This window comes from Streptomyces sp. NBC_01198 (assembly GCF_036010485.1).
GTDB lineage: Bacteria > Actinomycetota > Actinomycetes > Streptomycetales > Streptomycetaceae > Actinacidiphila.
Genome location: NZ_CP108568.1, coordinates 5,252,002 through 5,268,459, shown reverse-complemented (window position 1 = coordinate 5,268,459; position 16,458 = coordinate 5,252,002). Strand labels below are relative to the sequence as shown.

Sequence of the window (16,458 nt, the reverse complement as noted above, 5' to 3'; positions counted from 1 at the left end):
ACGCAGCAACGCACTTCCCGCAGGACCCCCAGGAGGCCTTCACCGTGCACCTGTCCGTGGTCACCTCGCTCACCGGACTGGCCCTGCTGGCCTGCATCCTGGAGCTGCTGCGCCGGCACCAGCTGCGGGAGAAGTACGCGGCGCTGTGGCTCGCGGTGGGCTCCGCGGTGGTACCACTGGGGCTCTTCCCGCAGATGCTCGACTCGCTGGCGCGCGGCCTCGGCATCGTGTCCGGCGCCAGCCTGGTGCTCTTCGCCGGGATCGTCCTGCTGTTGCTGGTGTGCCTGCACCTGAGCTGGGAGTCCAGCCGGCTGGAGGAGGAGACCCGGACGCTGGCCGAGGAGATCGCGCTGATCAGGACCGCGCTGGAGGAGCAGCACCGACCGCCGACGGTGGCCGCCCGCCGCACGGAGGGCGGCGCCGGATGACGCCGGGCGCGGGCCCCGGCGGCATCGCGGACGTGGGCGCGGGCCCCGGCGGGACGGCGGGCGCGGGCGCGGGCCGGTGGCGGGTGCTGGTGATCGTGCCGGCCTGGAACGAGGCGGACGGCCTGGCCGCGGTGCTCGCGGAGCTGCGGGCCGCGGTCCCGGCCGCCGACGTCCTGGTGGTGGACGACGGCTCGACCGACCGCACCGCCCAGACCGCCCGCGCGACCGGCGCCCGGGTGGCCCGGCTGCCGTACAACCTCGGTGTCGGCGGCGCCATGCGCACCGGCTACCGCTACGCCCTGGACCACGGCTACGACGCCGCCGTACAGGTCGACGCCGACGGCCAGCACGACCCGGGGTACGTCCCCGCGCTGCTGGCCGCGCTCGACACCGCCGACCTGGTGGTCGGCGCGCGGTTCGCGGGCGTGGGCGACTACCGGGTACGCGGCCCGCGCCGCTGGTCGATGCGGATGCTGTCGCTGGTGCTTTCCCGCATGGCGGGCACCCGGCTGACCGACTCCACCTCCGGCTTCCGGGCCTGCAACCGCGACATGATCGCCTTCTTCGCCCGCTGGTATCCGGCGGAGTATCTGGGCGACACCGTCGAGAGCATGGTCGGTGCCCTGCGCCGCGGCTACCAGGTGCGGCAGGTGGCGGTCGCCATGCGGCCGCGCACCACCGGCGCGCCCAGCCAGTCGTCGGCCCGCGCGCTGGTCTACCTGGCCAGGACGGCGCTGGTGCTGCTGCTCGCCCTGACCCGCCGGGTCCCGGCACCGCAGCGCACCGAGGCCGCGGCGGCCGCCCGGGTGCCGGAGCCGGCCGAGCCCGCGGGGGTGGCCCGGTGAACGCGGTCGCCTTCGACGTGATGATCCCGCACTACGGCGACGTGCCGCTGCTGCAGGCCGCGGTCCGCAGCGTGCAGGCGCAGGACGGCGACGACTGGCGTCTGACGGTGGTGGACGACGGGTGCGAGCCGGGGGTGCCCGAGTGGTTCGCGGCGCTCGGCGACCCCCGGGTGAGCTATCTGCGCAACCCGCGCAATCTGGGCGTGACCGGGAACTTCAACCGCTGCGTGGAGCTCACCCGGGCGCCGCACGTCGTCCTGATGGGCTGCGACGACCTGATGCTGCCCGGCTACCTGCGGACCGTGCGGCGGGCGCTGCGGCGCAGCCCCGACGCGGTGATGGTGCAGCCCGGCGTCCAGGTGGTCGACGCGGCCGGGCGGCCCTGCGGCACGCTGGTCGACACGGCGAAGACGCGGATCTACGCGCCGGCCGGCATCCGCTCCGGGCCCGCGCTGCTCGGCGGCGAGGACCTGGCGGTCAGCCTGCTGCGCGGCAACTGGCTGTACTTCCCCTCGGTGTGCTGGCGCACCGACGCGCTGCGGGCCCACCCCTTCCGCGCCGACCTCGGCGTCATCCAGGACCTGGCGGTCGTCGTCGACCTGCTGCTCGACGGCGGCCTGCTCGCCACCGACCCCGAGGTCTGCTTCCGCTACCGCCGCCACGCGGTCAGCGCGTCCGCCGCGCAGGCGGTGACCGGCGCCCGCTTCGACGAGGCCCGTCGCTTCTTCCTCACCACCTCCGCGCGCCTGGCCGCCCACGGCTGGCCGCGCGGCGCCCGTACCGCCCGCCACCACTGGTCGTCCCGGCTGCACGCGCTCACCCTCCTCCCCGCCGCCGCCTCCTCCCCCCGCGCCACGTCCGCCCTCCTCCAGCACGCCTTCGCCCGCCGCGTGCCGCTGGCGGATTCCGCCGCGGCGGCCGCGCCGCACGGCGGCACGCCCGGTACGGGCGGATCCTCGGCTGCCGTCCGGCTGCCGGGGGCCGGCGGGTGAAGGGCGGCCGGGTGGTGCCGCGCGGGACCGGGGCGGTCGGGGTCGGGATGATCGTCAACGCCGCCGGGGCCTACGGGCATCTGGCGCTGTCCGGGCGCGCCCTGGACACCGCGGGGATGGCCGGGCTGGCGGTGGTGTGGGCGGTGGCCTTCTCGGTCGGGATCGGGCTGTTCTTCCCGCTGGAGCAGGAGCTGACCCGTACGGTGGCCGCCCGGGTGGCCGGCGGCGCCGGGACCGGGCCGCTGCTGCGGCGGGGCGTGGCGGTGGCCGCGGGGCTGCTCGCCGGTGCGGTCCTGCTGCTCATGGCGGCCCACCGCCCGCTGGTCCGGCTCGCCTTCGACGGCGACGCCGGGCTGCTATGGCCGCTGGCCGGCGCCCTGTCCGCGCTCGCCGCCGCGCATACGCTGCGCGGCCTGCTGGCCGGCCACGCCCGCTTCACCGCCTACGCCGGACAGCTGACCCTGGACGGCGCCCTCCGCCTCGGCGCGGCCGCCGCCCTGCTGCTCACCGGCTCGCACTCCCCCGCCGCCTTCGCCCTGATCCTCACCGCCTGCCCGCTGCTGGCCTGCCTCCCCTTCCTCCCGGCCGCCCGCCACGCGTGCCGCGCGACCACCGCCGAGCCGGGCCGGTCCGCCCGGGGCGACGGCATCGGCGTGCCGCCCGCCCCGGACGACGGGCGGCACGCCGCCTCCCGCCGGTGGCACGCCGCCCGCAAGGCGTCTCGCCGCCGGGCGACCGTACTCGCGGCAACCACCGCCCACTTCCGCCCCGAAGCCCGGTCCGACCCCTCGCTCGTCCCCGCCGCCGTACCGGCCGCCTCAGGCCCGCACGACGCCGCGACCGTACCGGCCACCGCAGGCCCGGGCGGGCCCGCGACCCTGCCCGCCGCAGCCACCGCCGTACCGGCCACCGCAGGCCCGGGCGGATCTGGGGCCGTGGGCGGGGCGGCCGCCGTCGCGCCCGTCGGGGCCGGGGAGATCGGGCGCGGGCTGGGCGCGCTCGTCGCGGGGGCCGTCTTCGCGCAGGTGCTGGCGAACGCTCCGGTGCTCGGGGCCAAGGGGCTGGCGCCCGGGGACGCGGCGCTGGTGACCGCGCTGTTGTGCGCGCTGACCCTGGTACGCGTGCCGCAGTTCGCGGTCGGCGCGCTGCAGGCGGGCCTGCTGCGGGAGCTGACCGTCCGCCAGCAGCTCGGCGACCGGGCGGGAGTCGCCCGGGGGGTGCGGCGCAGCGCCGGGGGCATGGCGGCGCTCGGGGTGGTGTGCACGGTGCCGGCCGCGCTGGCCGGCCCCTGGGTGACCGAGCACCTGCTCGCGGCGCCGCCGGTGCTGGGGCGGCTGGACTTCGCCGCGCTGGGCCTCGGCACCACCGGCTACCTGGTGGCGTTCCTGCTCGGCAACGGCACCCTCGCGACCGGCGGCCACCGCCGGCAGGCGCTGGCCTGGGCGGCGGGCACGGCCGTGACAGCGGCCGCGGTGGCCCTGCCAGGACCCCCGGGTCCGCGCGTCGAGGCGGCCTACGCGCTCGGCTCCTGGACCGCCGCCGCCCTGCTCGCCGCCCGCCTGATCCGTACGCTCAGACCTGAGACACCCGCGAAAGGCACACCGATGTCCGACACCGCCTCACCCGACTACACCGCCCGCCTGCTGGCCCGGCGGGTGCTGCCGACGCAGGCGCCCTACCGCTGGAATCTGCGCCGGCTGCGCCTCGGCAGGGTGCTGGACGTCGGCTGCGGTGTGGGCCGCAACCTGCGGCACTGCGCCCCCGGCAGCGTCGGCGTGGACCACAACGAGCACTCGGTCGCCGCCGCCCGCGCCCGCGGCCTGACCGCGTACACCCCGGAGGAGTTCGCCGCGACCGACTGCGCTCCCGGTTCCTTCGACAGCCTGCTGTGCGCGCACGTCCTCGAACACCTGGACGCGGCGAAGGCGTCGGCGCTGCTCGCCAGGTATCTGCCCTACGTGCGGCCGGGCGGCCGGGCGGTGCTGATCACCCCGCAGGAGGCCGGCTTCGCCAGCGACGCGACCCACGTGCGCTTCGTCGGCTTCGCGGAGCTGACCGAGGAGGCGCGGGCCGCCGGGCTCGACGTCCGCAGGGCGTACTCCTTCCCGCTGCCGCGCGCGGCCGGACGGCTCTTCCGGCACAACGAGTTCGTGCTGGTCTCCACCGCCCCCCGGCGGCAGGCGTGAAGGCCCTGGTGCTGGCCGGCGGCTCCGGCACCCGGCTGCGCCCGATCACCCACACCTCCGCGAAGCAGCTCGTGCCGGTCGCGAACAAGCCCGTGCTCTTCTACGGGCTAGAGGCGATCGCCGACTGCGGGATCGAGGACGTCGGCATCGTCGTCGGCGACACCGCCGCGGAGATCATGGCGGCGGTCGGCGACGGCTCCGCGCACGGCGTACGCGTCACGTACATCCGGCAGGAGCAGCCGCTCGGGCTGGCCCACGCGGTGCTGATCGCACGGGACTTCCTGGGCGACGAGGACTTCGTGATGTATCTGGGCGACAACTTCATCGTCGGCGGCATCGGCGACCACGTCGCCGCCTTCCGCGCGCACCGCCCCGCCGCGCAGCTGCTGCTGACGCGGGTGCCGAACCCGTCGGACTTCGGCGTGGCGGAGCTGGACGCGCGGGGCCGGGTGACCGGCCTGCAGGAGAAGCCGGCCGTGCCGCGCGGCGACCTGGTCCTGGTCGGCGTCTACCTCTTCTCGGCCGCCGTCCACGACGCGGTCCGCGCGATCAAGCCCTCGGGGCGCGGCGAGCTGGAGATCACCGACGCCATCCAGTGGCTCATCGACCGCGGCATGGACGTCGAATCCACGGTGATCGACGGCTACTGGAAGGACACCGGCAACGTCACCGACATGCTGGAGGTGAACCGCTCGGTGCTGGAGACCGTCGAGCGCGGGGTGCACGGCGACGTCGACGCGGCCAGCGAGCTGGTCGGCCGGGTCAGCGTCGGCGCGGGCGCCAGGATCACCGGGTCGCGCATCGTCGGCCCGGCGATGATCGGCCCCGGCACGGTCGTGGACGGCTGCTACGTCGGCCCGTTCACCTCGATCGGCGCGGACTGCGTGCTGCGGGACAGCGAGATCGAGTTCTCCATCGTGCTGCCCGGCTCCTCCATCCTGGGGGTGCGGCGGATCGAGGCGTCGCTGATCGGCCGCAAGGTCGAGGTGACGCCCGGCCAGCGCACCCCCGCCGCCCACCGGCTCGTACTCGGCGACCACAGCAAGGTGCAGATCTCGTCATGACCGTCACTGACCCCACCCGCGTCCTGGTGACCGGCGGCGCCGGCTTCATCGGCTCGCACTACGTCCGCGCGCTGCTGGCGTCCGACGCCGAGCCGGTCGAGGTGACCGTGCTCGACGCGCTCACCTACGCCGGCTGCCCCGCCAACCTCGACCCGGTGCGCAGCGACCCGCGCTTCTCCTTCGTGCACGGCGACATCCGGGACGCCACGCTGGTCGACCGGCTGCTCGCCCGGCACGACCAGGTGGTGCACCTGGCCGCCGAGACCCATGTGGACCGCTCCATCGCGGGTGCCGCCGACTTCGTCACCACCAACGTGACCGGTACGCACACGCTGCTTGACGCGGCCGTACGGCACGGCGTCGCGGTCTTCGTGCAGGTGTCCACCGACGAGGTCTACGGGTCGATCGAGGCCGGCTCCTGGCCGGAGACCGACCCGCTGCGCCCCAACTCCCCCTATGCCGCCTCCAAGGCGTCCGCCGACCTGCTGGCGCTGGCCCAGCACCGCACCCACGGCCTGGACGTCAGGATCACCCGGTGCTCCAACAACTACGGGCCGCGGCAGTTCCCTGAGAAGCTGATCCCGCTGTTCCTGACCCGGCTGTTCGGGGGCCGCCCGGTGCCGCTGTACGGCGACGGCCGCCAGATGCGCGACTGGCTGCACGTCAGCGACCACGTCCACGGCATCGAGCTGGTGCGGCGTGGCGGCCGGCCCGGCGAGGTCTACAACATCGGCGGCGGCACCGAGCTGACTAACCGCGAGCTGACCGGGCTGCTGCTCGACGCCTGCGGCGCCGGCTGGGACCTGGTCCAGGAGGTGCCCGACCGCAAGGGCCACGACCTGCGGTACTCGGTGGACTGCGGCAAGATCGCCGCCGAGCTGGGGTACGCCCCGCGGGTCGACTTCGCGGCCGGCCTGGCCGCGACCGTGGACTGGTACCGGCGGCACCGCGACTGGTGGGAGCCGTTGCTGCCGGTCCAGGCCGGGGTGGTGGGTCCGCGATGACCTGGCTGGTGACCGGGGCCGGCGGGATGCTGGCCGGCGATCTGCTGCTGCGGCTCGCCGAGGGGGGCGAGGCGGCCGTCGGGGTGGACCGGTGCGCGCTGGACATCACCGACGAGGACGCGGTCCGTGCGGTCTTCGACGACCACGAGCCCTCGGTCGTGGTCAACTGCGCCGCCTGGACCGCGGTGGACGACGCCGAGACGGCCGAGGCCGCCGCGCTGCGGGTCAACGGCGAGGGCCCGCGGCATCTGGCGGCGGCCTGCGCGAAGACCGGCGCCCGGCTGCTGCACGTGTCCACCGACTACGTCTTCGCCGGCGACGCGGCGACCCCGTACCGGGAGACCGACCGCCCCGACCCGCGGACCGCCTACGGCCGCGGCAAGTACGCCGGCGAGCAGGCGGTGCTCGACCTGATGCCCGGCGACGGGTACGTGGTGCGCACCGGGTGGCTCTACGGGGCCGGCGGGCCGAACTTCGTCCGTACGATGATCCGCCTGGAGCGGGAGCGCGACACCGTCGACGTGGTCGGCGACCAGTACGGCCAGCCGACCTGGGCCGCGGACCTGGCGGAACGGCTGGTCGCGCTCGGCGCGGGCGACGCCCCCGCCGGGATCTACCACGGCACCAGCGCGGGCGCGGCCAGCTGGTACGACCTGGCCCGCGAGGTCTTCCGGCTGCTGGGCGCCGACCCCGACCGGGTGCGCCGGGTCGCGACCGCCGCGATGCCGCGGCCCGCGCCCCGGCCCGCCTACAGCGTGCTGGCCCACGACGGCTGGGCCGCGGCGGGCATCGAGCCGATCCGCGACTGGCGTCAGGCGCTGGCCGTGGCCCTCCCCGCGCTGCGCAACCGCTCGTAGTAGGCCGCGCAGTCCGCGTACGCCGGCAGCAGCCCCGCCCGCTCCGCTTCGGCGAGCGACGGGGCCGCCGCGTCCTTCGCCGACAGCAGCGGCGTGCGGTCCGCGGGCCAACCGATGGCAAGCGCCGGGTCAAGCGGGTGCACCGCGCGCTCGCGGCCGGGCGCGTAGCCCTGCGAGCACAGGTAGACGACGGTGGCGTCGTCGGTCAGCGCGAGGAAGGCGTGCCCGAGGCCTTCGGCCAGATAGACCGCCCGGTGCGTCCGGTCGTCCAGCGTGAAGGCCTCGTGCCGCCCGTACGCGGGCGAGCCGGTCCGCACGTCCACCACGACGTCCAGCACCGCGCCGCGCACGCAGGTGACGTACTTCGCCTGCCCGGGCGGCACGTCGGCGAAGTGCACCCCGCGCAGCGTGCCGCGCCGCGACACCGAGCAGTTGGCCTGTGCCAGGTCCAGCGGCTGGTCGGTGGCGCCGGTGAAGTCGGCGCCCCTGAACCACTCGTGGAAGCGCCCGCGCTCGTCGGGGAAGACGGCGGGCTCGTGGACCCAGGCCCCGGGGATGCGGGTTTCGCGCATGAACGTGCCTTTCAGTTTCAGGACAGGAGCCGGACCCGGCCGGCGCGGCTGCCGCGTACGCCCGCTGCGTGGTCTCGCACCACCTGCCGCGGGCGTCTGCTCCAACGCCGGGCGCGGCGGCCGGTCACCCCGCGAACTGCCACGGTCCGCCGAACGGGTGGTGTGCGGAAGCCGCCCGCCGCGCGGGGCGAAACCTTTGCGAGCGGGCGGCGTTGGAATCCGGTGACCACCATCAGCCGCTTCGCCGGTGCCCGTTTCCTCCCGCCGGTCCCGGCGCTGCGCCGCGCCGCGGACCGGGTGCCCGAGCGGGCCCGGCTGCCGCTCGCGGTGGCGCTGCTCTGCGAGGCCGTACTGCTGCTGTGGTGGCTGGCCTTCTATCCCGGGCTGATGAGCTTCGACTCCATCACCTACGTCTGGCAGGTGACCACCGGCCACTGGCGCAGCGACCACGCCGTCGCCTACGACGTCCTGGTGTGGCTGTCGCTGCAGATCACCGGCGGCCTCGCGGCTCTGACGCTGTTGCAGACGGTCGTGCTGGCCGCCTCGCTCGGCTACGTCTGCCACGGGCTGCGCGCGCTCGGGGTGCGCGGCCGGTGGGCGGCCGCCGCGCCGCTGACCGTGGTCCTGGTGCCCTCCACCGGCACGTTCGGCATCTTCGTGTGGAAGGACAGCGCCTACGCCATCGCCGCCGTGCTGGCCTTCGGCGCCTGCGCCCACCTGGCCGTACGGCAGCGCCCGGTCCTGCACTGGTGGCTGCTGGCCGCCGCGATGACCGGGCTGTCGGTCTTCCGCAACAACACCTACCCGGCCGTGGTCACCGCCGGCCTGGTGCTGCTGGTCGCGATGCCGCGCCGCTGGCGCCGGATCGGCGCCGCCACCCTGATCCCGACCGCGCTGGCGCTCGGCCTCAACTTCGGCGTCTACCCGGCGATCGGCATCCAGGAGCCGCGCACCAGCTCCTACTACGCCTTCAACTACGCCGACATCGCGGTCGCCTACCACCGCGCCCCCGGCTCCTTCCGCCGCTCCGACATCGCGGTGATGTCGAAGGTCGCGCCGCTGTCGCACTGGTCGCACGGCGGCTCCAACTGCGGCTGGGTCGACCCGCTGATGGGGCCGCCCTTCGACCGCCCGGCCGCGGAACGGCTCAACGGCAGGCTGCTCGACGTCTGGAGCCACGTGCTCACCAAGCGGCCCGACCTGATGCTGTCGGCCCACCTGTGCCGGGGCCGGATCGCCTGGGCGCTGCCGCGCAACGACACCGACATCTTCGTGCAGCCGGCGGTCATCCCCCCCGACCGATTCGGCTACTCCCGGCCCGGCGGGCTGATGCAGCACAGCCAGTTCCTGCCCGCGCTGCGCACCGACCCGCCGTCCGCCTTCCTGCACCGGGCCGGCGTGTGGGCCTACACCGCGGCCCGCACGCCCGAGCTGACCTGGTTCCTGTGGACCGGCTCGCTGTGGTGCTGGGCCACCTATCTGATCGTGCTGCGGCTGGTGCGGCGCCGGCCGCTGCGGGCCGCGCTCGCCCTGGCCGCGACCACGGCCGGGCTGCAGGTCGCGGTGCTGGTCGCCTCCCCGGCCGGGCTGTTCCGCTACATGGCGGCACCCGTGCTGCTGGGCTTCCTCGCGGCGCCGCTGCTCACCGCGGCCCACCCCGCCGACCGGCCACCGGGCGGCGGGGAGTCCCGCAGATCGGTGCGCCGGGCCGACCGCTCCGCCCCGCCGCGCTCGGGCGCCGCCGCGTGACGGGCGAGGCGCGGGTCGCGCCGTGGACCAGGACCCGCGCGCTGACCTGGCGGCCGACCCCGTACACCCTGGTCGGCACCGGCTTCTGGCTGCTGCTCGCGGTCGTCGCCTGGCACACCCCCATCGCCTCGGACTTCGGCCAGCACGCCTCCGCGGTGCAGCGGGTCAGGGACAACCCGTGGCACCCGGCCAACCCGCTGCTCGACGAGCCGGGCACCGGCAGCCCGTACTTCTCCCCCTACATCGTCATCCTCGGCCTCACCGCCCGGCTGACCGGCGCCGCCGGATGGCAGGTGGTGCGCTGGTGCGGGCCGGTGAACCTCGCGGTGCTGGTGTTCGGCGTCGGCGTCTACGCCAGGACGCTGAGCAGCCGGCGGGCGGCGCCGGTCTTCGCGCTGCTGGCCTTCACCCTGCTGTGGGGGGTGCGGGGCACGGAGTGGAGCGGCTTTTGCGGGGTGTGGTCGCTGACCCGGGGGGCGTCGTATCCCAGCACCTTCGCCGTCGGGTTCGCCTTCCTGCTGTGGACGTGGACCGACCGGCTGGCCCGGCGGGGCGGCGGCCCCTGGGAGTACGCCTGGCTCGGCGCGGCGGCCGGGGTGCTGCTGCTCATCCACCCGATCACCGCGCTGGCGGCGACCGTCGGCATCGCGGCGACCGTCGCCGGGCGCCAGAGCGGCTGGTCCCGGCGGGTGTGCGGGCTGTGGGCGCTGGCCGGTGTCGCGGCGCTGGCGACCGCGGCGGCCTGGCCGTACTTCGACGTCTTCACGCTGGCCGGCGACACCACCGTCGACCATGTGCACCGCCGGCTCTACCTCCACCCCTGGCAGTGGTACGGCCTGGCCCTCACCGGAGTGCCCGCACTGGCCTGGCGGGCCCGGCGGCGGTGGCGGGACCCGCTGGTGCTGATGTTCGCGGCGGACGGCGCCATCGCCGCGTACGGCTGGTTCAGCGGCCACTACACCTACGGCCGGGTCCTCGCCCTGCTGCTGGTGCCGTTGCAGTTCGCGCTCGCGGTGGAGCTGGCCTCGGTCCCGCCCTGGACGCGGTTGCGTGCGGTGCTCGCCCCGCTCTCGGCGGTCGCGCTGTGCTTCGCGCTGGTCGCGCAGATCGGCTCGGTCGTCCCGCAGCGCTGGCTGCCGGTGGCGACCGGCCACCCGCAGCGCTGGCCGGACTACCGCTGGGTCGCCGACCGCGTCCCGGTCGGCGCGGTCGTGCTGACCGACGCCTCGGTCCCGATGCACGTGCTCCCCGCCTACGGGCTCTACCTCGTCGCCCCCACCTGGCCCGACCCCTCCACCCCGGCCGCCGACCGCACCCGCCGCTGGTCCGAGACGGCCGCGTACTTCTCCCCGGCCACCCCCGCCGCCCGCCGCGCCGCCATCGCCCGCCGGTACGGCGCCGGCTGGCTCCTGCTGCCGCCGGCCACCGCCGCCCCCAGCCCGGCGACCCTGGTCGCCACGTCCCCCCGCACCGGCGAACAGCTCTTCCGGCTCACGCACTAGGCGTCACCGGGGGGCCCGGCTCGGGCGGTCGGCGGGCGGGCGGTCGGTCGGCGGGCGGGCGGTCGGTCGGCGGGCGGGCGGGCGGTCGGCACGTTCGGTGCCGGCCGCCGTGGGCGGGCGCCACCGAACGTGCCGCCCGCCCGTACCGCTCGGCTCAGCGATGCGTGCGCAGCAGCGTCCTGAACGTCCGCATCGCCACCGACAGGCTGGCCAGGTCGAACTCCTCGGCCCCCTGGATCTCCTCCAGCGTCGTCCGGGCCCGCCCGATCAGGCCGGCGTTCTGCTCCTCCCAGGCGTGGTAGCGCTGTTCCGGCGTCGCCGCCTCGTCACTGGCCCCGAGCACATCCGCGGTCAGCGCCGCGTGCGCCGCGAAGAGGTCCTCGCGGATCGCGGCCCGGGCCATCGACTGCCAGCGGTCGGCGCGCGGCAGCAGGATGATCCGGTCGAGCAGCTGGGTGATCTGCAGCCGGTCGGCGAGGTCGAAGTAGATCTCGGCGACGTCGAGCGGCTCCTTGCCGCTGCGATGGGCGACCTCCACGATGTCCAACGCGGGGAAGGCGGAGGAGAATCCGGCGACCCGGACGGCCAGATCCCCGGGGACCCCGCCGGAGGTCAGCTCGTCGTGCAGCGTCTCGTACCACTCCAGGTCCGCGCCCCGCAGCAGCTTCGGCAGCTGCGACCAGACCGCCGCCACGCCCTCGGTGAAGTCGTCGATGGTCTCGGCGATCTGCAGCGGCTGCAACCGGTTGTTGAGCAGCCAGCGGGTGGCGCGCTCGACCAGCCGCCGCGAGTGCAGCCGGATCCGGGTCTGCACGGCCGCGTCGACCGTGTTGTCCAGCGCCTCGACCTCGTCCCAGATCGAGCCGAGCCCGAAGATCGTGCGCGCCGCGGTGTGCGCCCTGACGATCTCCTCGGTGGTCGCCCCGATCTCCTCCCGGAAGCGGTGCAGGAAGGTGGTACCGCCGGTGTTGATCGTGTCGTTGACCAGCACGGTGGTGACGATCTCGCGGTGCAGCGCGTGGGCGTTGATCTGCGACGCGAACCGCTCCCGCAGCGGCACCGGGAAGTAGGCGTGCAGCAGCCCGCGCAGATACGGGTCGTCGGGGAGCCCGGTGTGGATCAGCTCCTCGGCCGTGGTGATCTTGGCGTAGGCGAGGATCACCGCCATCTCCGGCTGGCTCAGGCCCTGTCCGGCGCTGAGCCGTTCGCGGATCTGCCGGTCGGTGGGCAGGAACTCCAGTGCCCGGTCCAGGTGCCCGTCACGCACCAGCCGCCGGATGAAGCGCTGGTGGGCGTGCAGCAGGCTGTTGGACTGCGCCATGCTGTTGCCGAGCGCCACATTCTGCGCGTAGTTGTTGCGCAGCACCAGGTTGCCGACCTCGTGGGTCATCTCGGCCAGCAGGCTGTTGCGCTGCTTGACGGTCAGATCGCCCTCGCTCACCACGCTGTTGAGCAGGATCTTGATGTTGACCTCGTGGTCGGAGGCGTCCACCCCGGCGCTGTTGTCGATGGCGTCGGTGTTGATCCGGCCGCCTTCGCCCTCCGGGCCACCGGAGCGCGCGAACTCGATCCGGCCCAGCTGGGTGAAGCCCAGGTTGCCGCCCTCGCCCACCACCTTGGCCCGCAGGTCGGAGCCGTCGATGCGGATCGCGTCGTTGGCCTTGTCGCCGACGTCCAGATTCGTCTCGGTGGAGGCCTTGACGTAGGTGCCGATGCCGCCGTTCCACAGCAGGTCCACCGGGGCCTGCAGGATGGCCTTCATCAGCTCGGCCGGGGTGATCTTGGCCGCGCCCGGCGCGATGCCGAGGGCCGCGCGCACCTGCGCGTTGACCGGGATCGACTTGGCCGTCCTGGGGTAGATCCCGCCGCCGGAGGAGATCAGCGAGGTGTCGTAGTCGGCCCAGCTGCTGCGCGGCAGCTCGAACATCCGCCGCCGCTCGGCGTACGAGGTCGCCGCGTCCGGCTTGGGGTCGAGGAAGATGTGCCGGTGGTCGAAGGCGGCCAGCAGCCGGATGTGCTCGGACAGCAGCATCCCGTTGCCGAACACGTCCCCTGACATGTCGCCGATGCCGACGACGGTGAAGTCCTCTTCCTGGGTGTTGTGGCCCATCTCGCGGAAGTGCCGCTTCACCGACTCCCAGGCGCCGGAGGAGGTGATGGCCATCTTCTTGTGGTCGTAGCCGACCGAGCCGCCGGAGGCGAAGGCGTCGCCGAGCCAGAAGCCGTAGGAGACGGCCACCTCGTTGGCGATGTCGGAGAAGGACGCGGTGCCCTTGTCCGCGGCGACCACCAGATAGGTGTCGTCCTCGTCGTGCCTGACCACGTCACGCGGCGGGACGACCTCGCCGCCCACCAGGTTGTCGGTGATGTCGAGCAGCCCGGAGATGAAGGTCTTGTAGCAGGCGATGCCCTCGGCCAGCCAGGCGTCGCGGTCGGCGGCCGGGTCGGGCAGCCGCTTGCCGACGAAGCCGCCCTTGGCGCCGACCGGCACGATCACCGTGTTCTTCACCATCTGGGCCTTGACCAGGCCGAGCACCTCGGTGCGGAAGTCCTCGCGCCGGTCGGACCAGCGCAGACCGCCGCGGGCCACCTTGCCGAACCGCAGGTGCACGCCCTCCACCCGCGGTGAGTACACCCAGATCTCGTACGCGGGCCGCGGCGCGGGCAGTTCGGCGATCGCCTGCGGGTCGAACTTCATCGACAGATACCGGTGCGGCCGGCCGTCCTGCGCGCGCTGGAAGTAGTTGGTGCGCAGGGTGGCCTTGATCAGGCTCAGGAAGGACCGCAGGATGCGGTCCTCGTCCAGGCTGGCGACCGAGTCGAGCGCGCCGTCCAGCTCCTCCAGGATGCCGTCGGTCAGCTCGCTGCCGGCCCGCTGGTGGTCCGGCGAGAGCCGGGCCTGGAAGAGGTTGACCAGCAGCCGGGTGGTGTGGACGTTCGTGCGGAGGGTGTCCTCCATGTAGTCCTGGCTGAAGGTGGACCCGGCCTGCCGCAGGTATTTGGCGTAGGCGCGCAGCACCATCGCCTGCCGCCAGTCCAGGCCGGCCCGCAGCACCAGCGAGTTGAAGCCGTCGTTCTCTGCCCGGTCGGTCCAGGTGGCGGCGAAGGCCTCCTGGAAGCGCTCGCGGGCGTCGTCGCCCAGGTCGCCCAGCGCCGGGTCGATCCGCAGCCCGAAGTCGTAGACCCAGACCCTGGACCGGTCGGAACGGCGCAGCTCGTAGGGCCGCTCGTCGACCACCTCGACACCGAGCCGCTGCAGCACCGGGAGCACCGCGGACAGCGAGACCGGCGCCCCGGTCCGGTAGATCTTGAACCGCCGCTCCTCGGGCGCGGCCCCGACCGGCTCGTAGAGGCTGAGGGTGAAGTCGTCGGCGCCCAGCTCCTCGAAGTGCTGGAGGTCGGCGACCGCCACCCGGGGCGGGAAGTCGGCGCGGTAGCCGTCGGGGAAGGCCTGCCCGTAGCGGCGGACCAGCTCGGCGGACCGCTCCTCGCCGCACTCGGAGGTCAGCGCCTCGGCGAAGCCGTCGGCCCAGGAGCGGGTGGCGTCCGACAGCCGGCTCTCGATGCGCTCGACGTCCGCGTCGTCCAGGTCCCGCAGCGAGCCCCCGGCGTCGATGCGGATCACGAAGTGCAGGCGGGACAGCACCGATTCGGTGTTCCACGCGGTGAAGTCCGCGCTGTGGCCGCCCAGTTCCTCCTGGAGGATGTTGGTCAGCCGCAGCCGGACCGCGGTGGTGTAGCGGTCCCGCGGCAGGTACACCAGCGCGGAGAAGTAGCGGCCGTACTCGTCCTGCCGCAGGAACAGCCGCAGCTTTCGGCGCTCCTGCAGGTACAGCACGCTGGTGGCGATGGACCGCAGCTCGTCGACCGGGGTCTGGAACAGCTCGTCGCGCGGGTAGGTCTCCAGGATCTGCAGCAGGTCGCGGCCGTCGTGGCTGTCCGCGGAGAAGCCGGCGCCCTCCAGCACCTCCTCGACCTTGCGGCGGACCACCGGCACCCGGCGCACCGACTCGGTGTAGGCGGCCGACGAGAACAGCCCGAGGAAGCGCCGCTCGCCGACCACGTTGCCGTCGGCGTCGAACTTCTTCACCCCGACGTAGTCCAGATACGACGGCCGGTGGACGGTGGAGCGGCTGTTGGCCTTGGTCAGGATGAGCAGTTTGTGCTCCCTGGCCTTCGCCCGGGCGTCGGCGGGCAGCCGGCTGAACGACGGGGAGTTGGGATGCCCCGGGTGCGTGCTGTCGGCCTGCGGGTGCTGCGGGTCGGAACGCAGGATGCCAAGCCCCGTGCCGGGCACGGCGACCAGCACGTCCTCCGGGCTGCCGTCGTCGGCGGTCTCGCTGGTCAGCTCGTACTCGCGAAAGCCCAGGTAGGTGAAGTGGTCGCCGTCGAGCCAGCGCAGCAGTTCCAGGGCCTCACCGGTCTCCTGGGCCGGCAGCGGCGGCGGGTCGGCGGCCAGCTCGTCGGCGATGGACTGCGCGGCCTGCCGCATCTTCGCCCAGTCCTCGACCGACTCCCGCACGTCGGACAGCACCCGGCGCAGGTCGGCGGTGATCTCCTTGAGGTCGGCCCGGTCGGTCTCCCGGTCGATCTCGACGTGGATCCAGGACTCCACCAGCATGTCGTGCGGCAGCGTGCCGTCCCCGCCGGCGTCACCGAGCTCGGGGACGGTGGTCATGACCTCGAGCAGCTTGCCCGTGACGTCCCGGCGGACGGTGAACTGGGGGTGGACCACCACGTGGATGGCCCGGTTGGCCTGGGTCAGCGCGTTGGTCACCGAGTCCACCAGGAAGGGCATGTCGTCGGTGACCACCTCGACGACGGTGTGGCTGCACTGCCAGCCGTTCTCCTCGACGCTCGGGGTGTGCACCCGTACGTTCGCGGTGCCCTGCGGGCGTACCTCGGCGAGCCGGTAGTGGGACAGCGCGGCGCCGAAGATGTCGTCCGGATCACGGTCGACCACGTCTTCAGGTGCGCTGTGCAGGTAGTACCGCTGGAGGAACGCGGTCATCGCCTCTGCGTCGAGGCCCTGCCCCGGCAGTCTCCCCTTCTGGCTGTTCTCACCGACCCGCGCTGCCTGTTCCAGCCGCTCGGCCTTGGTTTCGTCCAGCTTGGTCTGCATGTCCTCTGACTCCTGTCGCGCGCCATTGCGTGACGTCGGTGGATGGCACGACGTACCGCGACGCGGGGTTTCCGCTACGGGACGACGCTATGCCGGAATAGGGGTTCGCCGTGCCCGTCGGCACGATCCTGCCCCGG

General features: G+C 74.2%; 11 protein-coding genes. 9 read left to right on the top strand and 2 right to left on the bottom strand.

Annotated features, from left to right (window positions below):
- Positions 1-44 precede the first annotated feature (44 nt).
- The 7 genes from OG702_RS23505 to rfbD are packed head-to-tail and all read left to right on the top strand — an operon-like array spanning position 45 to position 7,376.
- Complete coding sequence (locus tag OG702_RS23505; protein WP_327290907.1) at positions 45-428, top strand: DUF2304 domain-containing protein; 384 nt, start codon at positions 45-47, stop codon at positions 426-428.
- Positions 425-1,273, top strand: coding sequence for a glycosyltransferase family 2 protein (locus tag OG702_RS23500; protein ID WP_327290906.1), 849 nt, complete (start codon positions 425-427; stop codon positions 1,271-1,273). Before OG702_RS23505 ends, OG702_RS23500 begins: the two co-directional genes overlap by 4 nt.
- Positions 1,270-2,265 (top strand): glycosyltransferase family 2 protein, encoded by a 996-nt coding sequence (locus OG702_RS23495; protein WP_327290905.1) that lies wholly within the window; start codon positions 1,270-1,272, stop codon positions 2,263-2,265. The genes OG702_RS23500 and OG702_RS23495 overlap by 4 nt, the downstream gene beginning before the upstream one ends.
- Positions 2,266-2,276: 11 nt before the next feature.
- Positions 2,277-4,451 carry a class I SAM-dependent methyltransferase gene (locus OG702_RS23490; RefSeq protein WP_327290904.1) on the top strand — a complete coding sequence of 725 codons (2,175 nt, stop codon included), beginning with the start codon at positions 2,277-2,279 and terminating at the stop codon, positions 4,449-4,451.
- Positions 4,448-5,515, top strand: a complete 1,068-nt coding sequence (locus OG702_RS23485; RefSeq protein ID WP_327290903.1) for a glucose-1-phosphate thymidylyltransferase — start codon at positions 4,448-4,450, stop codon at positions 5,513-5,515. Before OG702_RS23490 ends, OG702_RS23485 begins: the two co-directional genes overlap by 4 nt.
- Positions 5,512-6,519, top strand: coding sequence for a dTDP-glucose 4,6-dehydratase (rfbB, locus tag OG702_RS23480; protein WP_327290902.1), 1,008 nt, complete (start codon positions 5,512-5,514; stop codon positions 6,517-6,519). The genes OG702_RS23485 and rfbB overlap by 4 nt, the downstream gene beginning before the upstream one ends.
- The gene (rfbD, locus tag OG702_RS23475; protein ID WP_327290901.1) at positions 6,516-7,376 is read left to right on the top strand and encodes a dTDP-4-dehydrorhamnose reductase; all 861 of its coding nucleotides are present in this window, start codon (positions 6,516-6,518) and stop codon (positions 7,374-7,376) included. Before rfbB ends, rfbD begins: the two co-directional genes overlap by 4 nt.
- Here the strand turns inward: rfbD and OG702_RS23470 are convergent.
- Positions 7,331-7,948, bottom strand: a complete 618-nt coding sequence (locus OG702_RS23470; protein WP_327290900.1) for a dTDP-4-dehydrorhamnose 3,5-epimerase family protein — start codon at positions 7,946-7,948, stop codon at positions 7,331-7,333. The two genes, rfbD and OG702_RS23470, sit on opposite strands and share 46 nt — an antisense overlap.
- Positions 7,949-8,170: 222 nt before the next feature.
- Here OG702_RS23470 and OG702_RS23465 point away from each other — a divergent pair, with 222 nt between their 5' ends.
- Positions 8,171-9,697 (top strand): DUF6020 family protein, encoded by a 1,527-nt coding sequence (locus tag OG702_RS23465; protein WP_327290899.1) that lies wholly within the window; start codon positions 8,171-8,173, stop codon positions 9,695-9,697.
- A complete protein-coding gene (locus tag OG702_RS23460) occupies positions 9,694-11,199 on the top strand; it encodes a hypothetical protein (RefSeq protein WP_327290898.1) in 1,506 nt (501 codons plus the stop codon). Before OG702_RS23465 ends, OG702_RS23460 begins: the two co-directional genes overlap by 4 nt.
- Before the next feature lie 154 nt (positions 11,200-11,353).
- Here OG702_RS23460 and OG702_RS23455 read toward each other — a convergent pair whose 3' ends face one another.
- Positions 11,354-16,321 carry an NAD-glutamate dehydrogenase gene (locus tag OG702_RS23455; protein WP_327290897.1) on the bottom strand — a complete coding sequence of 1,656 codons (4,968 nt, stop codon included), beginning with the start codon at positions 16,319-16,321 and terminating at the stop codon, positions 11,354-11,356.
- Between the last annotated feature and the right edge of the window lie 137 nt (positions 16,322-16,458).

Bases quoted from the DNA above. Each gene is read 5' to 3' on its own strand.
- rfbB (WP_327290902.1), top strand. From the start codon at position 5,512: ATGACCGTCACTGACCCCACCCGCGTCCTGGTGACCGGCGGCGCCGGC.
- OG702_RS23500 (WP_327290906.1), top strand. From the start codon at position 425: ATGACGCCGGGCGCGGGCCCCGGCGGCATCGCGGACGTGGGCGCGGGC.
- rfbD (WP_327290901.1), top strand. From the start codon at position 6,516: ATGACCTGGCTGGTGACCGGGGCCGGCGGGATGCTGGCCGGCGATCTG.
- OG702_RS23470 (WP_327290900.1), bottom strand. From the start codon at position 7,948: ATGCGCGAAACCCGCATCCCCGGGGCCTGGGTCCACGAGCCCGCCGTC.
- OG702_RS23455 (WP_327290897.1), bottom strand. From the start codon at position 16,321: ATGCAGACCAAGCTGGACGAAACCAAGGCCGAGCGGCTGGAACAGGCA.